A 21,574-nucleotide genomic window follows, 5' to 3' on the forward strand; every position below is an offset into this window, starting at 1 on the left:
TAAATAACTACTAACTTAAATTACTTATGAAGATCGGAATAGAAGGACAACGACTTTTTAGAACCAAGAAACATGGTATGGATATGGTTGCTTTAGAGTTGATTAAAAACCTTCAGGAAATTGATAAGGAAAACGAATATGTAATCTTTGTTAAGCCTGACGAAGACAAATGTTTAAGCGATACTGAGAATTTTAAAATCGTAGAATTGGGCGGTGGTCCTTATCCTTTATGGGAGCAATGGGCGTTACCAAGAGCAGCTAAGAAATATGGATGCGATGTTTTGCACTGTACCAGCAATACTGCTCCGGTATTTTCAAAAACACCATTGGTACTTATTTTACACGATATCATCTACCTTGAAAGTATAAGTATTTTTAAGAAAGCAGGAACCTGGTATCAAAAACTGGGTAATATGTATCGTCGTTGGGTTGTTCCGCCGGTTGTAAAAAGAAGTAAAAAGGTAGTTACGGTTTCCAATTACGAAAAGGAACGAATTGCTAAGTTCTTTAATATGGATAGCAGTCGTTTATCTGCAATTTACAATGGAGTAGGACCTCATTTTCAGAAAATATCCGATCAGAATTATTTAAAAGAAATCAAAAATAAATACAATTTGCCGGATCACTTTATGTTCTTTTTAGGTAATACAGATCCTAAGAAAAACACAATTGGTGTTTTAAAAGCTTTCGCTGATTTTAATGCTAATTCAGAAAAACAATACAAGTTGGTAATGTTGGATTACGACGAAGGAGCTTTACAAAGTTTACTTGCTGAAATAGGTCATCCTGAAATTCGTGAACACATTCAATTAACCGGATATGTTCCAAATATAGAAATGCCAGCAATCATTAATCAATGTGAAGTCTTTTTGTATCCATCGTTGCGCGAGAGTTTTGGTATTCCAATTTTGGAAGGAATGGCTTGTGGTGTGCCGGTAATTACATCAAACACATCATCGATGCCTGAGATTGCAGAAGATGCAGCTCATATTGTTGATCCTCAAAAACCAGAACAAATTACAGAGGGAATTGTTAAGATTTTAGCAGACGAGAACTATCGAAATTTATTAGTGGAGAAAGGATTGGAGAGATCGAAATATTTTTCATGGAAACGTATGGCAGAGGAAAATCTGAGATTATATGGAGAACTTCAAATATCTAAAAATTCACAATCATGATAGAAGGTAAAAATATTGTAGTGGTTGGAATTCAACCATGGGATATAGAAATAGGAAGTAATTGTAAAAATATAGCTACGGAATTCGCAAAAAAGAACCGAGTATTGTATGTTAACTCTCCACTTGATAGAGTTTCAAGGTTCAGGGAGCGAAAAACGGATAAAATACAGAAGCGAATAAGAGTAAAAAAGGGAGTAGATTCAAGTTTAGTTGAGATAAGTGAGAACATGTGGAACCTTTATCCTAAAAGTATGGTTGAATCTATCAATTCCATAAAATCAGCTACTGTTTTCGATTATTTGAACAAGCGAAATGCAAGAAAATTTGCCAATGATATTCAAATAGCTTGTAAGGAGTTGGGCTTCGATAATTTCATTCTATTTAATGATAGTTCGATGTTTTTGGGGCAGCATTTAAAGGAATATTTGCAACCATCGGCATACATTTATTACATGCGCGATTATCTGATAAAAAATCCATATTGGAAGAAACATGGAGTTAGATTGGAGCCAAAATTGATAGCAAAAGCTGATGTAGTGGTGTGCAATTCGACTTTGTATGCTGAATATGGAGCTAAATACAACAAACACTCCTACATGGTTGGTCAGGGCTGCGATACTACTCTTTTTAACGATTTGGAGCGAGATATTCAGGTAGCTCAAGATTTAGCTGCTATTCCAAAACCTATTATTGGATATGTTGGTTTTCTAACCTCACGCAGGTTGGATATAGAAATCATATCTCACCTGGCAAAATCACGTCCTAATTGGAGTATTGTATTGGTAGGACCCGAAGATGAGAAATTTGCAGGATCGGAATTACACCAGTTAATTAATGTACATTTTTTAGGTAGCAGAGATTCATCAGAATTACCAAATTACATCAAAGGTTTTGATGTAAGCATGAACCCACAGCTGATTAATGATGCCACAATTGGAAACTATCCACGAAAAATAGACGAATACCTGGCAATGGGAAAGCCTGTACTTGCCTCGGCTACTAAGGCTATGGAGTATTTTAAGGATTACACTTATTTAGGTAAAACTCCTGAAGATTATGTGGAGTTGGCAGAAAAATCTTTGTCGGAAAATAGCAAAGAACTGGAACTTGCACGAAGAGAATACGGAACGGGACATTCGTGGGAGAACAATGTGAAAGAGATTTATAAGTTTCTTGAAGTAGTTGTAAAAGAAAAACAATTGACTTTATGAGCGTATTAAATAAGATAAAAGGCAACCCTAAATTAAAGGCTTTTGTACTTTGGAGTATTGCACCAAAGCGAAATCCAAAACCTCGTTTATGGGTTCGATGGTTTCTAAATCCGTTTATTCATAAGAAAGGAAAAGGTGCTACAATTAGGCGAAGAAGTAGAATTGATGTATTTCCCTGGAATCGATTTGAAATAGGTAAACTAACTACCATAGAAGATTTCTGTACTGTGAATAATGGCTCGGGTCACGTTTTGCTTGGCAATAGAGTTAGGATAGGAATTGGGAGCGTTGTAATTGGACCGGTAGAAATGGGAAGTGGATCAGGATTAGGACAACATGTTTTCATCTCAGGATTTAATCATGGATATGAAGATGGAAGCAAAAATTCCAGTGTTCAGGAATTGGATATCAGACCAACTAAAATTGGTGAAGATTCGCATATTGGTGCAAATTCGGTTGTTTTAGCGGGGGTTAAGATTGGTAAGCGCTGCCAGATTGGTGCAGGAAGTGTGGTTACTAAGGATATTCCTGATTTTTCGGTAGCTGTTGGGAATCCTGCAAAAGTGATCAAACAATTTAATCCTGATACAAATAAATGGGAGAAAATTGCATCTCAGAAAGACACCAAAGAAACCACTGTTTAGAAGAAAAAATAGTACTCAAAATCATAAAACTACTTGACTTATGAAATATATAGAAATAACATTTTGGATTGCTCTTTTTATTATTTTTTATTCGTATTTGGGATATGGTATTTTACTTTTCCTTATCATTAAATTAAGGCGACTGTTTGGTTTGTCGAAAGCTTATGAAGGAAATGATGATTATCAGCCTGAAGTTACACTGTTCGTAGCTGCTTTTAACGAAAAGGATTATGTAGATGAAAAGGTGAAAAATTCTCGCAGTTTAAATTATCCGTCAAACAAAGTAAAGCAGGTTTGGGTTACCGATGGTTCGGATGATGGAACTCCTGAAATGTTAAGAAATTATGATGGCGTTGAAGTTTACCATGAAGATGCACGAGGAGGAAAGATTGGTGCTATGAATCGAGGAATGCAGTTCGTAAAATCTCCAATTGTTATTTTTTCGGATGGAAATACAACATTGGGTGAAGATTCCATTCAGGAAATTGTCAACTTATTTAAGAATCCAAAAGTTGGCTGTGTTTCGGGAGAAAAAAGAATTTACCAAAAAGATGCCGACGCTGCAGCAGGTGCTGGTGAAGGTTTGTATTGGAAATATGAATCGACTTTAAAAAAGTGGGATGCTGAATGGTATTCTGTTGTTGGTGCAGCAGGGGAGTTGTTTGCCATAAGAACCGAATTGTGGCAGGAAGTTGAGAAAGACACTTTACTTGATGACTTTATCATTTCACTGCGTGTTGCCATGTCTGGATATACCATTCAATACAATCCTAATGCCTATGCCATTGAAACAGCTTCGGCAAATGTAAAAGAAGAGTTGAAACGTAAAGTGAGAATTTCGGCTGGAGGAATACAATCTGTTGTAAGATTAAGTCCTTTATTGAATCTCTTTAAATTTGGACGATTATCCTTTCAGTACATTTCGCATCGTGTTTTACGATGGACTTTAACACCTCTGTTATTGCTATTTATTATTCCTTTGAATTTTGTTTTGTCGTATAATTCAGGAATGAATCCAACGAATATTTATACTCTGTTATTCTACGGGCAAATGGTTTTTTATGCAGCAGCATTAATTGGTTGGTTTTTGGAGAATCGTAGAATTAAGGTAAAGGCTCTGTTTGTTCCCTATTATTTCTTTATTATGAATTTGTCAGTTTATCTTGGCTTTCGAAGATATATTAAGGGCAATCAATCTGTTAAGTGGGAGAGAGCTAAAAGAGGTTAGTTTATTCTAGTTATGATATAAACATTTCTATTTTCATTTATCAATCAGATAAATTGAATGATACAGAAAAAGGAACGAATATTCGTTCCTTTTGTGCTTTATGTAGATTACGTAAAAGGTTAATTTTTACTTACAGGTAATTGTATGATAAATTTACTTCCTTCTCCTAGTGTGCTTTCAACCAGTAATCGACCATTCATCTGAACAACAAAACTATTGGCAACCTTAAGTCCTAAACCACTTCCTGATTCCCCATTAGTTCCATAGGTTGAAAGATGTTCTTTTTCATTGAAGAGTTTTGGAAGGTCTTCTTCAGGTATTCCAATTCCCGAATCTGTGATTGTAATTTTAATTTCTCCATTCTGAGTTTCTGCTTTTATACTAATTTCACCACCATCGGGTGTAAATTTAATGGCATTGGAAATGATGTTTTTCATTATCATTTTCAACATATAAGCATCGGTTTGAAGGTTTAGCTTTTCAGGAATAATGGGTGTGAAGCTCAAATTTTTCATTGCAAGATTTCCCTTGAACATGAAATAGGTACTTTCAACTAAGTTTTCAATAGGTATATCTTCAGGCGTATATTTTAAAATGCCACTTTGAGATTTAGCCCAGCCCAAAAGGTTTTCTAATAGTTCATAAACCTCTTCGCTCGATTGTATTAGAGTTCCCATTGTATCCTTGTAATCATCACTGTTAAACTCAAATAAGCCTTTCGAGAGCAATTCAAGTGTCATTTTTATATTACCTAACGGACCTCTAAGATCATGACCAATTACAGAAAACATTTTATCTTTAAGTTCGTTAAGTTCACTTAAGTGGTTGGTTGTTTTTTGGAGTTCATCACGGGTGAATTTTAACTCTAAATGAGTTTTTATTCTAATGATTAGTTCTTCTTTATTGAATGGTTTAGTGATGTAATCAACTCCTCCCAATTCAAAACCTTTTACAATTTTTGATTTTTCACCAACAGCAGTTAAGAATATGATAGGTAGGTTTTTGTTCTTTTTATCTGATTTTAATATTTTACATACTTCGAAGCCATCCATTTCTGGCATCATTACGTCTAATAAAATTAAATCGGGTTGAGTTCGTTCAACCAAATCAATGGCATCTTTACCATTGGTCGCAATTACGATTTTAAAATTTAATTCGCGTAAAGTAAGTGCAACAATTTTAAGGTTATTAGGATTATCATCAACAACTAATACAGTTGGTGTATTTCCGGGAATATTTATTTCCATATTCTTTTCTCGTAATTAAAATAGAGTTTTTGGATACTACTAGTCTTGTTAACGAAATTAGATACGGAAAAACTCTTTCGAGGGTTAGATTTTTTAAGACTTTATTTTAAATAAATTAAATCAAATGTAGAACTATGTTTGCTATCTTTCGTATTAATAATTTCATACTTAAAGTGTTTGTATTTAACGTGTGATTTTAAAATATTGCTTACTACTTAAAATAGACATCTGCTTATGAAAGGATTGGTTTTTTGTGAATTTCTCGAAATGGTTGAAAAGGAATTCGGATACGATATGGTTGATGAAATTATAGAAAAATCAAATTTACCTAGCAAAGGAATTTATACATCAGTTGGAACATATTCCCATGAAGAAATGTTTACTCTGGTTATGAAGCTAAGTGATAAAACCAATATATCTGTATCAAAATTGTTTTATACGTATGGAGTGTATGTTTTTGGTGTATTTGGTAAGGCCTATAAAGAATTAATAGCTGGGCACGATGATGCTTTTCAGTTTTTATGCAGAGTGGAAGATACAATTCATGTACAAGTTTTAAAACTATATCCAGAAGCAGAATTACCAAAAATTGCCACTAAGATACTTTCTAATAGTAAGATGGAGATGATTTATACATCGCAAAGAAGAATGGCAGATTTTGCTGAAGGTTTAATTCGAGGATGCTTAAATCATTTTAAGGAAAAGGCAATTATTAGTAAAGAGATTCTTGTAGAGGATCAAACTCAAGTATTGTTTACAATTGAAAGAACCGTATGAGCAAGGAATTTGAATTGATACAAAGAAAGCTTGGAAGAGAAAAAGAGGCTCGCAAGCAAGCAGAAAAACTTTTGGAAGAAAAATCTTTGGAGCTTTATGAATCAAATCAGCAACTGAAAAGTTTGAATAATAATTTGGAAGATCTTGTTGAAGAGAGAACTCAAAAGCTTTTAGAAACTGAGCAGGAATATTTTACTTTAGTTGAAAGTATTACGGATATAATATGTAAAGTTAATTTACGAGGGCAAATTATATTTGTAAATCAGATTGCCAGTGAAATAATGGGGCAATCGAAACAGAAATTACTTGGGAAAAATGTATTGAGTTTTGTTCCAATCGAATATCGAAGAAAGATATTTAAATATTTCGCTCGCCAGTTTTTAAAGAATAAATGTATTAGCTATTTTGAATTGCCAATTCTTACCAGAAACGATACAATATTATGGGTTAGGGTAAATGTGCAGTTCACAGAGGATAAATGCAAAGATTGCGAGTTAAAAAGGTGTTTTTTAGCTGGAGCAATGGATGAGGTAACCTCCCAAAACAATTGTAATTTCAAAGAAATTATTATTGTTGCTCACAATATTACCGAGAGAAAGAAAAATGAATTTGAAATTGCACGAAACTTAAATCAACAAGAAATTTTAACTGAAATATCGGTAAATTACAATTCCCTTGATGATTTTGAAAGTAGTACTCGGGAAACTGTTCGAATAATTGGTGAGCATACAGGAGTTAGTCGGGTTTATATTTTCGAAAATAGTAGTAATGGACAATTAACAAGTAACACTTATGAATGGTGTAATAAAGGAATAGATTCTAAAAAAGCGGATTTACAAGATATTCCGTATGCTAGCATTCCATCGTGGAAAAAGTTATTGGCAGAGGAAGGTCTTATTTATTCGGAAACTATTGTTGATTTGCCTGATGATTTAAGAGTAATTCTTGAACCTCAAGGAATAAGATCAATAATTGTTTTGCCATTAGTAATTTCAGGTAAAATGTTTGGTTTTATTGGATTCGATGAGTGCAACTCCAATCACCCATGGTCAAAATCAGAGATTGAATTACTTAGAACCATTAGCAGTATTATTTCCACTGCATTTCTAAGAAATCAAATTCAAACCAACCTTATTCTTAGTGAAAGAGAAAATCGTGGAATTATTAACTCTATTCCGGACGAAATTTTAAAATTAAAGCGCGATGGAGAAGTCATTGCATTTCAATCGAAATGTGAAGAAAGTTTATTCGAGAAATTGCGAAGTAAAGATATAAATTCAATATGTCATGTTTTAAACGATGAATTGAGTAATTCCTTTATTTCTGCAATTGAAGAGTGTCTTGTAAAAGGAGATTTCATGTTTAATTTTAGCAGTTTTAATCGGGATAAGATGTTGTATTCTGAAGCACGATTTGTTAAATTGAACTCAGAGGAAGTACTCGTGATTGTTAGAAATGTTACTGATTTAAAAGAAAAAGAAAAGCAACTACAGGTAGAAAAAAATAAGGCTGAACAGGCATCAAAAGCGAAATCGGAATTTCTAGCGAATGTATCTCATGAAATTCGAACCCCAATGAATGCGATTCTTGGCTTTAGTGAATGGTTGCATTCTAATGTCGAAAATCCTCAGCACAAGAATTACCTACATACCATTTTAACTAGTGGAAGGAATTTATTAGCCTTGATTAATGATATTCTTGATCTGTCTAAAATTGAGTCAGGTAAAATGAATATTGAGTTGGAACCAATGCAATGCAAAATTGTAATCAATCAAATTAAACAGGTTTTTAAGCAGAAATTAGAGGTAAACAATTTAGCTTTTAATATAACGGTCGATAGTTCGGTACCTCAATACATCTATATGGATGAGGTACGTTTTTACCAAATACTATTTAACTTGGTAGGTAACTCCATTAAATTCACCTCTAAAGGATACATTCATGTTTCGGTTTCGGCAGTTAAGACTAGCGACCCTAATGCGATTAATTTATTTGTTAATGTAGAAGATACAGGAATTGGAATAAAGGAAGATCAGCAAGAAAATGTATTTAAAGCTTTTACACAGCAAAGTGGACAGAGTAATAGATATTACGAAGGAACCGGCTTAGGCTTAACTATCGTTGGAGGCTTACTTAAAAAGTTAAATGGAGAAATTAGTTTACAAAGTGAAGTTGGTCGTGGTTCTAAATTTACAATCAATTTTAAGGATGTGAAAATTGCAGAGGTTTCAGCAGAGGAAGATCAGCAAACAAAAGAATTGAATAATTTTACATTGGAGCCTTGTAAAATTCTAATAGTAGATGATTTAAAATTCAATATTTTGGTTTTGAAGAGAATTATAGAATTCAAAAATGTTACTTTCTTCGAAGCTGAAAATGGTGAACAGGCTATTGAAATGATGGAAACTGAGCAACCGGATATTGTTTTTATGGATATCCGTATGCCAGGCATGAATGGTTATGATGCAACAGAAGTGATTAAAAATAATGAAGATTGGAAGGATATTCCAGTAGTTGCCTTTACTGCATCAATTATGAATGATGAACTAGATAGAATTCATGCTTTGTTCGATGAATATCTTCAAAAACCAGTTTTCAGAAAAGATGTATTTGGTGTACTGAAGCGCTTTTTGCCTTATCGATATTTGGATGAAGTAGAAACAGAAGTTATCAAAGAGGAGGTAAAGCTCTCAGGAGAATGCATTGCTGTTTTACCAGAGGTAATATCCAATTTGGAAGGTGATTTTTTACCTGAATGGATTAAAATTAAGGACGATTTAATTATTTATGAAATCGAAAATTTCAGTAAAAATTTATCTGCATTTGCATTTAAGAAATCATGTGGAGTTTTAGATGAATATTGCAAGGAATTGGATATGGCTATTCAATCTTTTGATATTGAATTAATAGAAAAGCAACTTAGTGGTTTTGATATGGTAATATCTGATTTAAAAACATATTTGTAATTATTAATTCCCAATAATTTTAAAAAGCTCGTAACAATAACTGTTACGAGCTTTTTTGTTTATGATTGGATATTGATGAATCCTTTGTGAATAAAAGTACAAGATTACCCTTATTTAATCCATTTATTACCTTCTAAACACTCCTTAATTTTGTCTTGTAAATAATCTTAAGGAGCTATTAACTTCTTTTAAATAGATAATTATGAGTAAAAAAGTATTGTATATAACAGCAAATCCAAAAACCGAAGAGGAATCATTTGGTTTGCAAGTGGGAAGAGAGTTTATTGAGGAGTACAAACAGCAGAATCCTATGGATGAGCTTACAGAATTGAATCTTTTTGAAACGGATGTACCATTATTGAGTGCTACTGCCTTTGATGCATTTGGAGTATTACAAAATGGAGGAAGTCTAGAAGAGTTAAGCACCGATCAGAAATCATTTTTGGGAAGTTTAAATCTCCTTTTAGAACAATTTATAGCTGCAGATGCTTATATTTTTGTAAGTCCATTATGGAATTTTTCTATTCCACCTGTATTAAAGGCTTACATTGATGTTATTCTGCAAGCAGGCAAAACCTTTCATTATACCGAAAATGGACCAGAAGGCTTATTGAAAGGTAAAAAAGCGATCCATATTCAAGCATCTGGAGGAATCTATAGTAATGGGAATGCGGTGGAAATGGAATTTGGTCATCGATATTTGAAAACTGTACTAGGTTTTATAGGAATTTCAGACTTGAAGCTTATTCCGGTTGAGGGTGTGGCAATGGGAAATTTAGATGTGAATGAAATAGTGAAATCGTCATCAGAAAAGGCAAGAGTAATGGCAACAGAATTTTAAGAATTAATTTTAATAATCATGCGAATAGAATCATTTTCTGAATCTATTCGCATTTTTAGTATCTTGGAGATAATGGTAATTGTTAAAAATCCTTTAAATGTCGGAGTGAAGACATTTTTGACTTTTAAGTATATGTAAAAACAACTATTTTTGTAGTTTAAGTGTCGGACAAATTTTCAACTCATGAAGTTAGATCAATTAATATTGACCAATAAAGAAGTTCCTTTCAAGAAATCATTAAGTTTTCTTCCTTTGATTAAAAGAATTAAGGCAGAAACAGGTTGTAGTACAAGATCTTGTATTCATGGTAAATCCATTTTGGAATTAGTTGAGAAAACACCTGAGTTAGCAAGGATTGACTTTCCTATTGAAGATTCGGAGAGGTTTAAAGATGAAATTCATCACCTGATGTCATATTTGATAACTCCAATTCAGTACGAAAATGGGATTGGAGTGGCTTCTACACCTTTCGACGATGATAATTTTTACCATACACCAAAGTATTTGGAATTGTATAACAATGAAAATTATGAGATAGAATTGGTGGAGCAAAAACATCAGGATGAGTGCTTTAAGACTTTTACGATGCTGATGTACGCATACATGATGATCCTTCCGAAATATTACAATTTCGGATTGGAAATGGATTATTTATTCATGTATAAAGTAACTGATAAACTTAACGGATTAGTTAAATATTATAAACTGGAGTTCGATAATTCATGTTTAGAACTTAAATATGAAGGAAAACTTCCGAAGCTTAGCGAAGATCAAATCCATCAAATGATTAATGATCCATTGAATATGGATTTTTGGCTTAAAACTCTTCCGCTTGACAAATTTACTTTCTGTGGATTTTTATCTTTTTGGTATGTTGATGTGACTCAAATAGAGGTGATCTCATCTTTAAAATCGCAATTACTTGAAAAATCGGCAATCATTAATAAAGATAATTTTATTGATTTAGAACAAAGTATTCGCTCATTATTGTCATTGCCGAATTTAAATTTAGGTGTAATTGCCATAGGTATGAATCAGGGGAATGTAGAAAACCCCTCTAATTTTTGGCATGGATTTTTAGATCCCAACAAGTATAAATGCGATGCTTATCAAGGAACATTTTATGAAGAAGCTGGTCGCTCTAGTGCTCCTGAGTTAATAAATGATTTATCACAGGTAAAAAATCCGGGAAAAATTGAGAAGGCTTTACTAGATAAAGGAATTCGTAATATAAGTGTAATACCTTTAGAATTTGAGGGAGAACTAATTGGTATGATGGAATTGGGATCTACCAAAGCTTTTGATATCAATTTTACAAAACTGAGAATTATTAAAGATATTATTCCTGTTTTCTCGATTGCTCTGCAACGTACAAGTGATGAATTGAAAAATAAGATTGAAGCGACCATTAAGGAAGAGTGTACGGCAATACATCCAAGTGTTGAGTGGAGATTTCAGCAAGCTGCTGCAAATTTATTAGGGAAGAGAGTGGCAGGTGAAAATGCAAGGATGGAAGAAATCGTATTCCCTAATGTTCATCCTTTGTATGGTGCAATTGATGTGCGTCATTCATCTGTGATAAGAAATCAAACCATTCAGGATGATTTGGTGGAACAATTACAATTGATTCGTAAGGTTCTGACAGCGGTATACGAAATTAGGGAAATGCCTATTTACGATCAGTTGATTTACAAAATTGATTTCTTTATTAAGAGCATCCGGGATGGACTTTCATCAGGAGATGAAATGAATGTTTTAAATTTTGTTCGCCATGATGTTGAACCACTATTTTCTCATTTTGAAAAAGATGGGGATGAGGTAAGAAATGCAGTAAATATCTATAGGCAAAATGTTGATCCTGAATTAAATATTGTATATAAACGACGTAAGGATTTTGAAGATAGTTTAGGATTGATTAATGATTGTGTAACCTCTTATATAGAGAAAGAGCAGGAAAAAGCTCAATTGATGTTTCCTCATTATTTTGAAAAATATAGAACTGACGGAGTAGAACACAATATTTATATCGGTCATAGCATTGCAAATAACCAAAGTTTTGATCGTATTTATTTGAAAAATCTACGTTTATGGCAATTGATCATTAGTGCAGAGTTGGCACGAAAAACGAAGGCTCTTAAAAAATTCTTGCCAATTCCTTTGGATACGACTGGTTTGATCCTTGTTCACTCCCAGCCATTAGCTATACGTTTCCGTCAGGATGAGAAGCAATTTGATGTTGATGGAGCCTACAATATAAGATATGAAATTGTTAAAAAACGCATTGATAAAGCTGTAATAAAAGGAACAAATGAGCGATTAACACAGCCAGATATGCTTGCCATAATTTTTAGTCAGGAAAGTGAAATGACAGAGTATTTAAGGTATTTGGAATATCTAATTGCCGGAGATTATTTTGAAGATAAGATTGAACAACTTGACTTAGAAGATTTGCAAGGAGTATATGGATTGAAGGCTATTCGTGTGAAAGTGAAAAATGGACCGGAAGCAATTAATACCCTACAGCTTGCTGAAGATTTAAAAATGGATAATTAAAATTATTATTACTATAAAAATAGGGAAGCCTTTCGAAAGAGAGGTTTTTTTATTCTTTATGATATTGAATATTAACAATTGATACATTTTTAAGTTTAAAAAGGAATTTGTATTATTGTTTGAAGAAATGGCTTTGTATTCAAGCTATTAAAAATAGAATCCCCACACATTTTATATTTATTTCTGAACTTTAAATTTAATGAGGTACATTTTACTTTGTCTGATTGTTGTCTCTTTCTTAACAAAAGGTGTTGCGCAATCAAATGTTGATAGTTTACAAAAGAAAGAACGACCAAAAATTGGTTTGGTATTAAGTGGTGGTGGTGCTAAAGGTTTTGCCCATGTTGGTGTGCTTAAGGTGATTGATGAGTTGGGAATTCCTATTGATTACATTTCCGGGACGAGTATGGGGAGTATTATTGGTGGCTTTTATGCAATTGGTTATTCTGCAGTCGATATTGAAAAAATGATTCTAAGTCAAGACTGGGATAAACTTTTAGCAGATGAGGTATCCCGTAAACATGTCCCTTTTCTTGCCAAGCAAAATTACGAGAGACATGTGTTGTCATTTCCGATTAAGCCTAAAGGTATTGAATTGCCAAGTGGAATTGTGAAAGGTCAAAATGTAATTAATTTATTTGAGCGATTATCTATAGAATATCATAATGTTGATAATTTTAGAAAATTACCCATTCCTTTTGTTTGTGTTGCTACAGATTTAGAAACGGGAGAGGCCGTAATTTTGGATAAAGGATATTTGCCTGAAGCCATGAGAGCAAGTATGGCAATTCCAACCGTGTTTTCACCTATCGAAATAGATGGAAAATTGTTAGTTGATGGAGGAATGGTGAACAATTTCCCAGTAAAGGAAGTGGTTGAAATGGGAGCCGATATTGTTATTGGTGTTGATGTTCAGGCAGGACCAAAATCAAAGGAGGAATTAAATTCTTTTTTAGATGTTATCAATCAAACAGTATCACTAATGTCTTTAAAAGAATTTAAGAAAAATATTGACTTTGTTGATGTTTACATTAAGCCTGACATTAATAATTATTCAGTTGGGAGTTTTGATGAGGCAGATTCCTTGATCCGAAAAGGAGAAGAAATTGGACGAACCTTTATTCCTGCCTTTAAAGATTTAAAAGATAAATATAAATTAAAGAAGAATAAGATAAAAAAATACAAACCTCCGGTTGATTCAACAAGCTACTACGTTAAAAATATTGAATTTGAAGGTTTGAATGAAGTAAGTATTTCTCTCTTATCGGGTAAATTAAATTTGGATACTCCTGGCGAAGTGAGTTTGTACCAATTACAGAAAGGAATAAATCGTGGATTTGGAAGTAGATATTTTGATCATGTCGATTTTAAAATGGTAGGGAATAAGACCAAATCTCTTCAAGTTCGAGTTAAAGAAAGAACAACTAAAAGATTTAATGTGGGATTGCGATACGATTCTGATAATCAAGCTGGTGTTTTGCTGAATACCACATTTCGTAATAAGTTAAGAAGTGGATCGCAATTATCCTTCGATTTAAAACTGGCAGAGAGTCCACGATTTGTTACAACCTATTCTATTGATAATGGATTAAAACCGGGACTCACACTACAAGCAGAATATAATGACTGGGAAGTTAATGCTTATGAAGACGGAGAAAAAGTAGGGAATTTTGATTTAGATTACGTTAGGTTGGATATAAATACACATTCTATTTTGAAAGAATCATATTCTGTGGGAATTGGTGTAAAGGCAGAATACTATAAGGTTGCTTCTAATTTTACTATGGTTAATATTCCAGAAAATGAAACTAATGAAGATGATTTTTTCTTTTCATATTATGCATTTTTAAGGGTGGATTCACATGAAAAGGCTTACTATCCTAAAAAAGGAGTTAGTTTGTATGGAGAATACAAATTGGTAACAAATAATGGAGCAAGTTTGGATGGAATGGAGAGACCTGCATCTATAGCCTATTTAAAATTCCAAAAAGCGATTAGTGTAAGTCCTGCATTAACAATTTATCCAAAGTTTTATGGTAGAGTTATTTGGGGTAAAAATATTCCAGATTTTTTTATGACTTATACCGGAGGTATTGATCAAACGGATTATTTTGATATTCAGATTCCATTTGTTGGACTGGATAGAATGGAAATGGCTACTACAAATTCATTTGTGTTCAGAAGTGATTTTCAATACGAATTATTTAAAAATAACTACTTGGTACTAAAAGCCAATTTTGGAAAACTTACCGATGACGTTAATAATTCTTTAGATGAAGGAGAATGGATTAGAGGTGTAGGTTTAACTTATTCATACAATAGCTTGATTGGTCCTATGGAGTTTTCTTTAATGTATTCGAATAAAAAAGAGAAAGTTTTGAATTACGTTAGTTTAGGTTTTTGGTTTTAATAGAAATACTAAAAATTAATTGTTCTCGTTTTGATTGGTAAGATTTAAATTTAATAAAGTAGAATTTGCATGAATTTCAATAAACTTCTCCTATTACTATCTTTAGTGATTTTATTTGGGAATTCGGTGATAGCTCAAATCGAATCAGATTCTACCAACTATGATTGGAACCCAAGTGTAGATGGAGTAGGACCAGTAAGAGGATTTGAAGTGTCATATCATGCGAATTCGAATTTTGATATTGGATCAAATTCGGATATTTATGGTAAAGGGGAGGGAGAAATTGATTACAATCGGGTTTTTAAAACCAAACTGCGCTTTCCCATTTGGCTGAAAAAAAATCTAAAAATCGCAGGTAGTTTCGAATATAGTGACGAAGAAATACACTTTAAAAATATTGAAAGTACTAGTTATCCATTGTATCGAAGTCTTGATGATAAAAATTTAAAAAGCCTTGGAGGGAGTATATATTTGATGACTCAACTGAGAAGAAACAAGTATTTCATGGTTCGTTTCAATGCAAAATTAAAGGGCGATTACTGGAAAGAACATATTGGAAACGTAAGTAAATACACCTTTTTAAAAATGGAGGTTTCTCCACTTATTGGTTGGAAGGTAAACAAGTATAAATCATGGGGTGTAGGAGTTGCATTTTCATATACTTTTGGAGATCCTTTAATTTTCCCAGTATTTGCTTACAATCACACCTTTGCTGACAAGTGGGGTGTGGAAGCATTTTTACCAGCAAAAATAAAGTTGCGTTATCAGGCTTCTAAGCTTTGTTTTATCAATGCAAAAACCTACTTGAAAGGAGGAAGTTACAGTATACACTTAGATGATCCTGCATTAAATGATTTTAAAACATTAGAATTGAGAAGGTCCGATGTGAACTTCTCAATAGAGATTGATAAGGGAATTACAGATTGGTTGTGGTTATCATTGGAGAGTGGTTACAGAACAAATATTAATTTTGATGTGACTAACAAAAATCACACTTTTAGTTTATCGGGAAGTAAGCTTACCAACGAGAATAATATCATTGATTCTTATGCAAAAGGAGGTATGTTTTATAATCTTTCCTTGTTTATTGTACCTTCTAAAACATTACTCAAAAAGATTGGTTTAAAGTGAGAAAGGCAATATCCATAACGAATATTGCCTTAAATTATTCCTTAAATTGAATCTATTTTATTTGAGAATATCGAGCTAGCAATATCTCTTAAATTATATCTTGAAGCCATTGCCTCACCATAGGCTCCTGTAGTTCTTATGGCAATTAAATCATTCCTTTTAGTTGCAGGCAAATCTACAGATTTACCAAAACAATCGGATGATTCGCAAATAGGTCCAACCACATCATATTTATCGATAGAACCATTGGAACTAATATTTTCAATTTTGTGATAGGCTTGATAAAGTGCAGGTCGTAATAATTCTGTCATTCCAGCATCTAAAATGGCGAACTTGGTGTTCACACCATTTTTAACGTAAAGAACTTTAGAAATAACACTTCCACACTGGGCTACAACCGAACGTCCTAGTTCAAAGTGAAGTTCTTGTTTTTGTTTTAAATTCAAAAATTCATCAAAGATTCCAAAGAATGTTGGAAAATCAGGAATTGGATTTTCATCTGGATTTTCATAATCAACTCCAAATCCTCCTCCTACATTAATATGGTCTACGAATACTTGTCGATTGGTAAACCATTCCTGAATTTCATTAATTCTTAAACAAAGACCTTTAAAAACACTTAAGTCGGTTATTTGAGATCCAATATGAAAGTGTAAACCAATTAGTTTAAGGTTTTTTAGTACTTGCAGATTTTCTAAAACACTTTCGAATTCCCATCGGTTAATTCCAAATTTATTCTCTTCAATTCCAGTTGTAATGTAATGGTGTGTATTGGCATTTACATTCGGGTTGATACGAATGGCAATTCTTGCTGTCTTACCCGCTTCTTCTGCTAATTCGTTAATCAATTCCATTTCTGGTATCGATTCACAATTGAAGCAAAATATATCAGAATCAAGAGCAGTTCGTATTTCTTTATCTGATTTACCTACACCTGCATAAACGATCTTATCCGATGTAAATCCACATTCTAAAGATCGGTTGATTTCATTACCACTCACACAATCGGCACCAAATCCATAGGATTGAATTTTTTTCATGATATCGTGATTTGCATTTGCCTTTACGGCATAGTGAACATGATATCCATACTTAGAGGATTCGTTTTGAATTGTATTAAGAGTTTGCTCCAAAATATTCATATCATAGAAATAGAATGGAGTATCTATATTATTGAATTTTTCTATTCTCTTACTGTTGAACATGATCAAAAATTGGTTGAAAGTGTAACATTAGAACAATTGACTACTTAATGCCTGAAGAGCAGCAATCTTGTCTTCCTGATTTACTAATACCGAGATATTGTGTTTGCTTCCGCCATATGAAATCATACGCAAAGGGATGTTTTCTAGGGCACCAAGAACTTTCTTAGCACTTCCTGCTGATTCCGAAATAAAATCACCAACAATACAAATAATTGATTGATTTTGATCTATTTCAACGCTTCCGTATTTAGCCAATTCGCTTTCTATTTCCTTCAAATTCGAATTATCGTCAATAGTTAAAGAAACGGCAACTTCCGATGTGGTAATCATGTCTATCGGAGTCTTGTAAATTTCGAATACTTCAAAAACTTTGCGCAAGAATCCGTAAGCTAAAAGCATACGACCCGATTTAATTTTGATTGCTGTAATTCCATCTTTAGCAGCAATAGCTTTAATCCCTTTTCCAACCAGATCATTGGAGATTAAGGTTCCTGCATCTGTTGGACTTAGAGTGTTTTTTAAGCGTACAGGTACACTTTGTGATTTACAAGGCATGATACTCGAAGGGTGCATAATTTTAGCACCAAAATAGGCTAACTCAGCAGCTTCGTCGAAGGATAATTGTTCAAGTGCTTTGGTATTTTCAACATATCTTGGATCGTTGTTGTGAAACCCATCTATATCAGTCCAAATTTGAACCTCTTCTGATTGCAAAACAGATCCTATCAATGAGGCTGTGTAGTCACTTCCACCTCTCTTTAAATTGTCGATCTCGCCATAAACATTTCTACAAATAAAACCCTGAGTAATGTATAGATTGTGTTCTGTTTCTTCGCTAAGAATTCTGTCTAAATTTTCTTTGATATAGAAATAATCTGGTTCACCATCCTTATCTATTCTCATAAAGTTTAGGGCAGGTAGGAATACTGAATTAACTCCAGATTCTGACAAATAGTAGTGAAACATTGCAGTTGAAATCAATTCTCCCTGAGCCAATATCGCCTTTTCCTGAAGTGTGGTAAAGCTTCGGAAAACAAAATTTCGGATGTAATTAAAATGAGATGTAATTAGCTCATTTCCTTTTGATTTATATTCTTCGCTTGCATATAAATCATCTATTCTATCTCTATATTGCTGTTCTAATTCAGTGATCTTTTCGTTAGCTAAATCATTCTGTTCCTGATACAATAGTTCCGTAATTTCAACCAGGGCATTTGTGGTTCCTGCCATTGCTGATAAAACGATAATTCTGGACTCATCCGTCTGGACAAGTTGAGCCAAATTTTTAATTCTTTCAGGCGAACCTACTGATGTTCCGCCAAATTTTAAAACTCTCATTGGTTAATAGTTTTTTGTAATCCAATTCAATTGGAGTGTTTGTTATTGTATTTGCTTTACTATGTTTTTTAGAATTATAAGTTCAAAAAAAGCCTGCAGAATTTCTGCAGGCTTCTATATTTTATGAGCGTTACATTATTCTACATACAAGTTTTATCACAACTGTTTATTGCGTTTAATCTGTTTCTTGTGTTTGTAAACTAATATCGTCATCTCTTTTTTTTAATTTCTGATGTAAAGATGTATAAAATCCGAATAAAAACAATAAAATACTTTCAAATTGTTAAAAAATTAACTGAAAATTATTTTTCAAACGTTTTAAATTAAAATAGAATTCCATTCCAGCCCCAAAAGCCTCTTGGCACATCCATAAATTCAACATACACTCTGTCTTTTGGAATTTTTAGCTTCTCTTCAGCCAAACACGCAAACTTATTCGATAAATCTTTTGTTTTAGTATCTGGTAATCCGATACTTTTTAGTTGAAGAAAAATGGCTGGATCATCCATTCCTCCTAAGGTCATCTCAATTTTAGGCTCAAATGCTGTCATTACATATTTCTCTGGTTTTCCCAGTTCGAAAGAAATTAATGTGGAGCATTCTTTCAGAAAATCTTGTTGTTTTCTGCTTGAAAAACTTTTGTTAGTTTGAACTTTTAAATAGGGCATATGTAAAAGTTTTAAGGTTAAGAATCAATTGTAAAAAGATCTTTAAATAGGTGTTATTCGAAGTAATTTCTTTGAATAACAAGGCATAAGTTATTATTTAATCATCTATTTACAAAATTAAGGAAGTTCTTCTTTAATTGGATTCTAGTTCCGTTTTAGCATTTTCAACGGTCTTTTTCGAGTTGCCAATAAATATTTTATCATTGATTAAAAGGACTGGTCGTTTCAAAAATGTGTATTCAGATAGAATGTAATTCTTATAATCATCTTCGGTTAAATTTTGATCTTTAAGCCCAAGTTCTTTGTATTTCATAGCGCGGCGGCTAAATAAACTCTCATAAGAACCGGATAGTTTAGCCATCTCTTCCAATTGTTCAGATGTTATTTTATCCAATTTAATGTCTTGTTGTACAATTTCAGAATCTAAATTCAATTCCTTAATAATGCGTTGACAAGTTGTGCAATTTCCAAGGTGATATATTTTTTTCATTTTCTTTTATTTACTATTACTTATTATTTTATCTATAATTTCTTCTACTTGTTTTAGGTTTTTACTTTGAGTCTGGATCGCGAAATATTTATCGTAGTACGTGGTTTGCACTCCTTGCCACAATTCCTTAATTGTTCCAGTTTCTAACAATTCATTGCAAACACTTAAAGGTAACAAACACAAACCTTCGTTTTGTTGAATTGCACTCAAAATTGCAGTAAGATTTGGAATGACATACCTGGGTTTAAAATAAGGACGTTTTTTGAAATTGTCCATCCAAAATGATTTAATGGTTTCCATTTTATGAGAATAGGAGTACCAATTTTGTTCGCTAAGCCATTTTTCAGCTTCATCTACTTTTTTCTCATAAATAAAGCGATTAAAAGGAACTGTATCCAAATCTTTACTACATATTAAAATCACTGCTTCTCTGCACAAATGTCTGTATTCAATGTTTTGATAATTGTGTTGTAGTGTGGTAATAATTAAATCCAGTTGCTTTTTGAATAATTTATCCTGCAGGTTTTCGGTTTCTCCAAAAGTGAACTCAACATTCATGTCTAGTTGATCCAATATGGATGCAAATGCATAACTAAACATTTCCATGGGCATTCCAACTCTGGCAGTAGGTCTATTTTTTAAGGTTCTTCGCTTAAAATTCTCTTCGGTTTTTTCCAATCTGATTATGGCATCTTCAATTTGATTGTACAACTGAATTCCATGAGGTGTTGGTAACATTTTTCGAGGTTTACGCTCAAACAATTTTACACCCATATAAGTTTCGAGTGCAGTAAGCTGTTGACTAACTCCAGGTTGTGTAAGTAGTAAAGTTTCAGCTGCACCAGTTAATGTGCCTCGTTCATATATTGCTTTAAATGTTCTGTACCATTCAAGATTCACCATGTCGAATAAATAAATTTATATAAAAGTATAAAAAGAATAACTTTATTTATACATGAGAAGGTCTTAAATTTGTGTTAAAATATTTCAGGAAAGTTATGCCAAAAGTATTGTTTGCTTTAACAAGTCATTTTAAAGATGAGAATGGATGGGAATCTGGATGCTATGTGTTAGAGGTAGCAGTACCCTATTTTCATTTAATTAAAAATGGAATAGATATAGATTTTATATCTCCTAAAGGAGGTACAGTTCCAGTTAAAAAATTGGATTTGGATGATCCTAAAGTTCAAAGTTTCTTAAAGGATAAAGAGGCAGGTGAGAAATTTTTTGCATCAAAATTACCTAGTGAGGTAAATCCTAAGGATTATGATGCCATTTATTTTCCAGGAGGTCATGGAGTCGTTTTTGATTTACCACATAATAGAGAAATAGCGGGAATTGCTGGGAATATATACGAAAATGGAGGGTTTGTATGCGCAGTTTGTCACGGAGGAGCTGGGTTGTTAAATGTGAAAACATCTAAGGGCAAATTTCTTGTTGATGGGAAAAATGTAACTGGCTTTAGCAATTGCGAAGAAATTGCTATTGGAACTGATACAAAGGTTCCTTTTTTGTTAGAAGATGCCTTAAAAGAGAAAGGTGCCAATTACTCATGTGCTGCCAATTGGCAGGAATATGTTGTAGTTGATGAACGACTAATTACAGGACAAAATCCAGCATCAGATCTGTTGATGGCTAAGGAATTGGTAAAAGCTTTAAAGAAGAAATAATAATTATAAAATAAATA

The 21,574-nt window shown here is 32.9% G+C and carries 17 protein-coding genes; 11 read left to right on the top strand and 6 right to left on the bottom strand.

Features of this window, described 5'->3' with window-relative positions; translation table 11 throughout:
* Positions 1–26 precede the first annotated feature (26 nt).
* From GCQ56_RS13390 to GCQ56_RS13405, 4 genes are read left to right on the top strand one after another with little or no spacing between them, the layout of a single operon-like run.
* Entirely contained in the window at positions 27–1,178 is a 1,152-nt protein-coding gene (locus GCQ56_RS13390; protein ID WP_152734978.1) for a glycosyltransferase family 1 protein, read from the top strand.
* Positions 1,175–2,389 (top strand): glycosyltransferase, encoded by a 1,215-nt coding sequence (locus GCQ56_RS13395; protein ID WP_152734979.1) that lies wholly within the window; start codon positions 1,175–1,177, stop codon positions 2,387–2,389. Before GCQ56_RS13390 ends, GCQ56_RS13395 begins: the two co-directional genes overlap by 4 nt.
* Positions 2,386–3,033, top strand: a complete 648-nt coding sequence (locus GCQ56_RS20695; protein ID WP_152734980.1) for a DapH/DapD/GlmU-related protein — start codon at positions 2,386–2,388, stop codon at positions 3,031–3,033. The genes GCQ56_RS13395 and GCQ56_RS20695 overlap by 4 nt, the downstream gene beginning before the upstream one ends.
* A 40-nt stretch (positions 3,034–3,073) precedes the next feature.
* Positions 3,074–4,261, top strand: a complete 1,188-nt coding sequence (locus GCQ56_RS13405; protein WP_152734981.1) for a glycosyltransferase family 2 protein — start codon at positions 3,074–3,076, stop codon at positions 4,259–4,261.
* A 119-nt stretch (positions 4,262–4,380) separates the two neighbouring features.
* Here GCQ56_RS13405 and GCQ56_RS13410 read toward each other — a convergent pair whose 3' ends face one another.
* The gene (locus GCQ56_RS13410; RefSeq protein ID WP_152734982.1) at positions 4,381–5,508 is read right to left on the bottom strand and encodes a hybrid sensor histidine kinase/response regulator; all 1,128 of its coding nucleotides are present in this window, start codon (positions 5,506–5,508) and stop codon (positions 4,381–4,383) included.
* Between the two features lie 234 nt (positions 5,509–5,742).
* Here GCQ56_RS13410 and GCQ56_RS13415 point away from each other — a divergent pair, with 234 nt between their 5' ends.
* From GCQ56_RS13415 to GCQ56_RS13440, 6 genes are all read left to right on the top strand, one after another.
* The gene (locus GCQ56_RS13415; RefSeq protein ID WP_152734983.1) at positions 5,743–6,285 is read left to right on the top strand and encodes a heme NO-binding domain-containing protein; all 543 of its coding nucleotides are present in this window, start codon (positions 5,743–5,745) and stop codon (positions 6,283–6,285) included.
* Entirely contained in the window at positions 6,282–9,251 is a 2,970-nt protein-coding gene (locus GCQ56_RS13420) for an ATP-binding protein (protein WP_152734984.1), read from the top strand. The genes GCQ56_RS13415 and GCQ56_RS13420 overlap by 4 nt, the downstream gene beginning before the upstream one ends.
* Before the next feature lie 202 nt (positions 9,252–9,453).
* A complete protein-coding gene (locus GCQ56_RS13425; protein ID WP_152734985.1) occupies positions 9,454–10,092 on the top strand; it encodes an FMN-dependent NADH-azoreductase in 639 nt (212 codons plus the stop codon).
* A 183-nt stretch (positions 10,093–10,275) separates the two neighbouring features.
* On the top strand, positions 10,276–12,645 hold the full coding sequence (locus GCQ56_RS13430; RefSeq protein ID WP_152734986.1) for a GAF domain-containing protein: 2,370 nt from the start codon (positions 10,276–10,278) through the stop codon (positions 12,643–12,645).
* A gap of 199 nt (positions 12,646–12,844) precedes the next feature.
* Complete coding sequence (locus GCQ56_RS13435) at positions 12,845–15,055, top strand: patatin-like phospholipase family protein (RefSeq protein ID WP_152734987.1); 2,211 nt, start codon at positions 12,845–12,847, stop codon at positions 15,053–15,055.
* A 69-nt stretch (positions 15,056–15,124) separates the two neighbouring features.
* On the top strand, positions 15,125–16,186 hold the full coding sequence (locus GCQ56_RS13440) for a DUF6268 family outer membrane beta-barrel protein (protein WP_152734988.1): 1,062 nt from the start codon (positions 15,125–15,127) through the stop codon (positions 16,184–16,186).
* Between the two features lie 41 nt (positions 16,187–16,227).
* Here GCQ56_RS13440 and lysA read toward each other — a convergent pair whose 3' ends face one another.
* The 5 genes from lysA to GCQ56_RS13465 all read right to left on the bottom strand — a co-directional run bounded on the left by lysA (position 16,228) and on the right by GCQ56_RS13465 (position 20,790).
* Positions 16,228–17,391, bottom strand: coding sequence for a diaminopimelate decarboxylase (gene lysA / locus GCQ56_RS13445; RefSeq protein ID WP_152734989.1), 1,164 nt, complete (start codon positions 17,389–17,391; stop codon positions 16,228–16,230).
* A 27-nt stretch (positions 17,392–17,418) separates the two neighbouring features.
* Positions 17,419–18,729, bottom strand: coding sequence for an aspartate kinase (locus GCQ56_RS13450; RefSeq protein ID WP_152734990.1), 1,311 nt, complete (start codon positions 18,727–18,729; stop codon positions 17,419–17,421).
* A 323-nt stretch (positions 18,730–19,052) separates the two neighbouring features.
* Positions 19,053–19,397: a phenylpyruvate tautomerase MIF-related protein gene (locus tag GCQ56_RS13455; RefSeq protein ID WP_152734991.1), complete on the bottom strand. Its 345-nt coding sequence runs from the start codon at positions 19,395–19,397 to the stop codon at positions 19,053–19,055.
* 133 nt (positions 19,398–19,530) lie between these two features.
* Positions 19,531–19,887: an arsenate reductase family protein gene (locus GCQ56_RS13460; protein ID WP_152734992.1), complete on the bottom strand. Its 357-nt coding sequence runs from the start codon at positions 19,885–19,887 to the stop codon at positions 19,531–19,533.
* Between the two features lie 6 nt (positions 19,888–19,893).
* Positions 19,894–20,790 (bottom strand): LysR family transcriptional regulator, encoded by an 897-nt coding sequence (locus GCQ56_RS13465; RefSeq protein WP_152734993.1) that lies wholly within the window; start codon positions 20,788–20,790, stop codon positions 19,894–19,896.
* Between the two features lie 95 nt (positions 20,791–20,885).
* Between GCQ56_RS13465 and GCQ56_RS13470 the strand changes: the two genes are divergently transcribed.
* Positions 20,886–21,557 carry a type 1 glutamine amidotransferase domain-containing protein gene (locus GCQ56_RS13470; RefSeq protein ID WP_152734994.1) on the top strand — a complete coding sequence of 224 codons (672 nt, stop codon included), beginning with the start codon at positions 20,886–20,888 and terminating at the stop codon, positions 21,555–21,557.
* The last annotated feature ends 17 nt before the right edge of the window (positions 21,558–21,574 follow it).

The organism is Marinifilum sp. N1E240 (assembly GCF_009295825.1).
In the GTDB taxonomy this organism is placed as follows: Bacteria; Bacteroidota; Bacteroidia; order Bacteroidales; family Marinifilaceae; genus Marinifilum_A; species Marinifilum_A sediminis.

What these genes read in the sequence shown, in the direction of transcription:
- GCQ56_RS13390 (WP_152734978.1), top strand. Translation starts at nt 27, where the DNA reads ATGAAGATCGGAATAGAAGGACAACGACTTTTTAGAACCAAGAAACAT.
- GCQ56_RS13395 (WP_152734979.1), top strand. Translation starts at nt 1,175, where the DNA reads ATGATAGAAGGTAAAAATATTGTAGTGGTTGGAATTCAACCATGGGAT.
- GCQ56_RS20695 (WP_152734980.1), top strand. Translation starts at nt 2,386, where the DNA reads ATGAGCGTATTAAATAAGATAAAAGGCAACCCTAAATTAAAGGCTTTT.
- GCQ56_RS13405 (WP_152734981.1), top strand. Translation starts at nt 3,074, where the DNA reads ATGAAATATATAGAAATAACATTTTGGATTGCTCTTTTTATTATTTTT.
- GCQ56_RS13410 (WP_152734982.1), bottom strand. Translation starts at nt 5,508, where the DNA reads ATGGAAATAAATATTCCCGGAAATACACCAACTGTATTAGTTGTTGAT.
- GCQ56_RS13415 (WP_152734983.1), top strand. Translation starts at nt 5,743, where the DNA reads ATGAAAGGATTGGTTTTTTGTGAATTTCTCGAAATGGTTGAAAAGGAA.
- GCQ56_RS13420 (WP_152734984.1), top strand. Translation starts at nt 6,282, where the DNA reads ATGAGCAAGGAATTTGAATTGATACAAAGAAAGCTTGGAAGAGAAAAA.
- GCQ56_RS13425 (WP_152734985.1), top strand. Translation starts at nt 9,454, where the DNA reads ATGAGTAAAAAAGTATTGTATATAACAGCAAATCCAAAAACCGAAGAG.
- GCQ56_RS13430 (WP_152734986.1), top strand. Translation starts at nt 10,276, where the DNA reads ATGAAGTTAGATCAATTAATATTGACCAATAAAGAAGTTCCTTTCAAG.
- GCQ56_RS13435 (WP_152734987.1), top strand. Translation starts at nt 12,845, where the DNA reads ATGAGGTACATTTTACTTTGTCTGATTGTTGTCTCTTTCTTAACAAAA.
- GCQ56_RS13440 (WP_152734988.1), top strand. Translation starts at nt 15,125, where the DNA reads ATGAATTTCAATAAACTTCTCCTATTACTATCTTTAGTGATTTTATTT.
- lysA (WP_152734989.1), bottom strand. Translation starts at nt 17,391, where the DNA reads ATGTTCAACAGTAAGAGAATAGAAAAATTCAATAATATAGATACTCCA.
- GCQ56_RS13450 (WP_152734990.1), bottom strand. Translation starts at nt 18,729, where the DNA reads ATGAGAGTTTTAAAATTTGGCGGAACATCAGTAGGTTCGCCTGAAAGA.
- GCQ56_RS13455 (WP_152734991.1), bottom strand. Translation starts at nt 19,397, where the DNA reads ATGCCCTATTTAAAAGTTCAAACTAACAAAAGTTTTTCAAGCAGAAAA.
- GCQ56_RS13460 (WP_152734992.1), bottom strand. Translation starts at nt 19,887, where the DNA reads ATGAAAAAAATATATCACCTTGGAAATTGCACAACTTGTCAACGCATT.
- GCQ56_RS13465 (WP_152734993.1), bottom strand. Translation starts at nt 20,790, where the DNA reads ATGGTGAATCTTGAATGGTACAGAACATTTAAAGCAATATATGAACGA.
- GCQ56_RS13470 (WP_152734994.1), top strand. Translation starts at nt 20,886, where the DNA reads ATGCCAAAAGTATTGTTTGCTTTAACAAGTCATTTTAAAGATGAGAAT.